This is a genomic window from Pseudomonas sp. RL_5y_Pfl2_73 (assembly GCF_963970515.1).
Classification (GTDB): Bacteria; Pseudomonadota; Gammaproteobacteria; order Pseudomonadales; family Pseudomonadaceae; genus Aquipseudomonas.
On sequence record NZ_CAXAPD010000076.1, the window covers coordinates 1 to 3,630 of the forward strand.

At 59.3% G+C, this 3,630-nt stretch carries 4 protein-coding genes and 1 pseudogene; all 5 read left to right on the plus strand.

What is annotated here, in order from left to right; genetic code table 11:
• On the plus strand, positions 1-326 hold a 326-nt coding region (locus tag AACY42_RS28090; protein ID WP_339483758.1), incomplete at its 5' end, for a phospholipase D-like domain-containing protein.
• Positions 326-1,579: an SEL1-like repeat protein gene (locus AACY42_RS28095; protein WP_339483759.1), complete on the plus strand. Its 1,254-nt coding sequence runs from the start codon at positions 326-328 to the stop codon at positions 1,577-1,579. The genes AACY42_RS28090 and AACY42_RS28095, both read left to right, overlap by 1 nt.
• Positions 1,580-1,662: 83 nt before the next feature.
• Entirely contained in the window at positions 1,663-1,944 is a 282-nt protein-coding gene (locus tag AACY42_RS28100) for a PAAR domain-containing protein (RefSeq protein WP_339483760.1), read from the plus strand.
• 179 nt (positions 1,945-2,123) lie between these two features.
• Complete coding sequence (locus AACY42_RS28105; protein ID WP_339483761.1) at positions 2,124-3,179, plus strand: hypothetical protein; 1,056 nt, start codon at positions 2,124-2,126, stop codon at positions 3,177-3,179.
• 9 nt (positions 3,180-3,188) lie between these two features.
• A pseudogene (locus tag AACY42_RS28110) lies at positions 3,189-3,630 on the plus strand (ImcF-related family protein); the annotation flags it as partial.

Genomic DNA, 3,630 nt, shown 5'->3' on the forward strand with positions numbered 1-3,630 from the left:
TGCCGGTGTACATCCACTCCAAGTTGATGATCATCAACGACGTGTTCACCACCCTGGGCTCGGCCAATATCAACACCCGCAGCATGCAGGTGGACAGCGAACTGAACATTGCCCATGAGTGGATGAGCGTGACCCAGGCGTTGCGGCGGCGGTTGTGGGATCTGCATACGGGTGAGAAGGGGGCGCAGGATGATGCGGAGGAGGCGTTTAACGCTTGGCAGGACATCATCGACAAGAACAAAGACCGTCAAACGAACGAATTAACGCCTGATACTTCACTCGTTGAGTTTTATTACGACAAAGTCGTGCTGAAGGACCTCGACTGATGCGCCGGACTCTTCTGCTGTCCTGCCTGTTGTTGGCCGCTTGCGATACCGGTGGCACTTTTAATTTTCCCAAGAAGGACCCTTCCGTGAAGCCTTTAACCGAGATCAAGGCCAAGCTGGCCTTTACCTGCCAACACGAAACGATCCCTGCGCCGTCCGCCGAAAGTGATGTGCTGTTTCAGTACGCGCGCTGGTTGCAAAAGAACAACCAGCTCAAGCAGGACAATACCGTTGATCTAGAGATCGAGCGGCTGTATCGCATCGCCGCCGAGAACGGCCATTTCAAAGCCAATATCAACCTACAGAACGGCGCCATGCGCGGTCGTTTCGAGCTCAGTGGCGCCCAGCATTTGCGTATGAGCCAACAATTGATCGAAGCAGGCGTGGCGACGGGTTACTACTTCGTCGGGATCTTCCTGCAACAGGGCTCGGCGGGGCTGTATCAGGACCCCGAGATGTCGTTGCGTTACTTCCGTAAGGCATCCGATCAAGGCAACGCCCAGGCTCAGTATCTTGTTGGCGACAAGTTGGCACCTATCAGAATTGCGCCAGATATAGCGCGGCAGATGCGCCGCTGCGCGGCCGAACAGGGTCATGGCAAAGCCTCCGTCGCTCTTGGTATCGACCTTCAGGGAAAGGGCCTCTACCAAGAGGCGCTCGAGGTCTTCCAGATGGGTATTGCCGCTGGTAACGAGAACGCTGCGGGGCGTTTGGAAAAAGCATTTCGTGCACCGTCCATTACTGATGGGCTGTACTACCTTGGCCAACAGGAAGACCTCGAACGCGCCGAACGCTACAAAACTATCTGGCGAATCCTCGCAAGATATTCCTACGCCAACCCCACCGTCCCCGAAATCAACGAAATCCTCCCCTTGCCACCGGCCGAACTGCCCGAGTGGGACGGCAAACTCCAATGGCTCGAAGCCCGCCTGGCCAACGTCCCGCCGCAAAAACCCAGCGAGGCGCTGATCCGCGAACTGGCCGAGGCCAAGGGTCTCGAACCCGCCACCGGTAAACCCACACCCGATTCACCCGCCTTCATCAAGGCCGAGCAACCCTCGACAACCTGCCAAAGCGGCCAGGCCTGTACGCAAACCGGCTACTGGATCGCCGCCGGGTACGCCGTCATCCGCCGCTTCGAAGAGGGCCAGGCCCTGCCGACGCTGAACGTGCGTCATCGTGAGTACCGATTCCTGCTCCCTGACCGGGTGACAGTCGGCCCAGAAAAGGTGGATTGGATATTTTACGGATGACCTAGCAAACGCTGTTTGTGGTTGAGACCTAAAAGGCATCAGTCAATTGGACTGTGCCGAACTTTGCCCATGGACGGGCGTTTTTGAACAAGGAAAACGGCATGAAAAATATCATCCGCATCGGCGACAAAACAACCGGAGGTGGTTCCGTCCAGTCGGGCTCAACCGTCATGAAATTCGGCAATATCGGGGTCGCTCGGGAAGGCGATCCAGTGGACTGCCCGATTCCAGGTCATGGCCGGACGGTCATCGCCGAAGGCCACCCTACGTTCAAGGACAATGGCGTGCCGGTGGCTTTTGACGGTCATCGTTGCGCCTGTGGCTGTGCACTGATTTCGTCGATGCCTGGCGCGAGGGCACGTTGATCATGCCGGTGCGAATGGATGACATCCCGGCCTTGGCGCCCAGGCCTGTGCGACCCCGCGCCTGGCGGTGGCTCGGGTTATTGGCGTTTTGTTTGCTGTTGGGCGCTGGGGGCATGTTGTCGTTCGCTCCCGAAGCGTTACACCAGAGGCCTGAGGTTTTCTGGAGCCTGACCTTGGGCGTGCCCTTCCTGGGGTGGTGTGCCCTGGGGTTCGGGCGGGCGTTGCTGTATCTCGGTGAGCGAGCGGTGGCCGATGGTTGGGATCAGGCACGCGAAGAGGATTTGTTCCAGAAAACCCGTCAAGGACGCCGTTTTCTGCGGGTGTTGAATGTCGACCTGCACACCGCCCTGCGCGTCCCAGGCGAAGAACCGGCCGTACAACTGGAGGCTTTGCAGAGCGGCATCAAGGTGCAGAGGGTGCAACCTTCGAGGCTCGCCTCGTCGTCGTCATGCCACAGCCGTCTACCGGGCGATGCGACTGAAGAGCTCGAACCGGCGTTGCTGCGTACGTTGCAACAGTTGCTTGGCGAGCTGGCCCCCACCTTGGCGCAACTGCCTGCCCATACACCGCTGGCGTTATTGCTGGAGGGCGATAGCGGCTTGTCGGGCCCAGTGTGGGATCGGACATGGGAGCAGGCATGGCAAGCGTCCGCCATCCGCCAGGTGCCGGTCTCCCTCGAAGGCGATGGTTTGGATGCGCTGGACCATTGGCTCGATCAGCGCTTCGATGATCGGGCCGTGCTGCTGGTCATCGCGTTGCAGTTCGCGCCGCAACAGCCTGAAGGCACGGCGGAAGTGGTCGCCGGTTTGCTCCTGGGCAATCCCCAGACGCACCCCCCCTTGGCGCCGATTGCGTTTCTTCATCGCCCGGAACAGGAGCGGCGACCGTGTCCCGACGCGTTGCGTGATGCCGCGACGCAGGCGCTTGCCTGGGTACCGTTGGAGGCTGAGTCGATCCGGCATGTCTGGCTAGCAGGTGTGAATGCACAACGTCATGCAGCCCTGACCAGCGTTTCAACCCAACTATCGATACCGATGCAGCATGAACAAGGGCTTCGTGATTTGGACGGAGTGCTGGGAAACCCAGGCAAAGCCTCGCCATGGCTGGCGATTGTCGCGGCGACGCAAGCTATCCAGGTTGGCGCGGGGCCGCAGTTTATTTTTAGCGGCAACGGTTGCGCTGACGCCAGGCTTTGGAGCATGGCGTTGACGCCTGCGCCTTCATTATCGGAATAGGACATTCGAATGCAGCTGCGAAGTTTCATAGTCGTGTGGGCGGTGGCCAGTGGTCTGTTGCTGATCAACGCGATCATGGGCGCCATGGTGTGGCGTTACCCCCAATGGCTGGGCATTCAGGCTGGCAGCGACCATCAGGCGCTCGGGTTGCTGGGCATATCCGCAATAGCCTTGATATTGGTGTTGTTCCTGGGTGGTTTCCATTTTCTAGGCAATGTCTTGGGGCGTTCGGCCTACCGAAAGTATCAGACGGACATCAACCCGCAGCCGACGCTCAATAAAGTCGAGCCCGATTCGGTAGAGGACCGGTCATCGAACGAGCTGCGCGAGCACCTGCGCTTCCAATACGGCCCCCTCTGGCGCCACAAAGTCCGCCTCCTGCTCCTCGTCGGCGAACCCACCCAAATCACTGCCATCGCCCCGGAGCTGGAAAAAAAGAAATGGCTCGAAG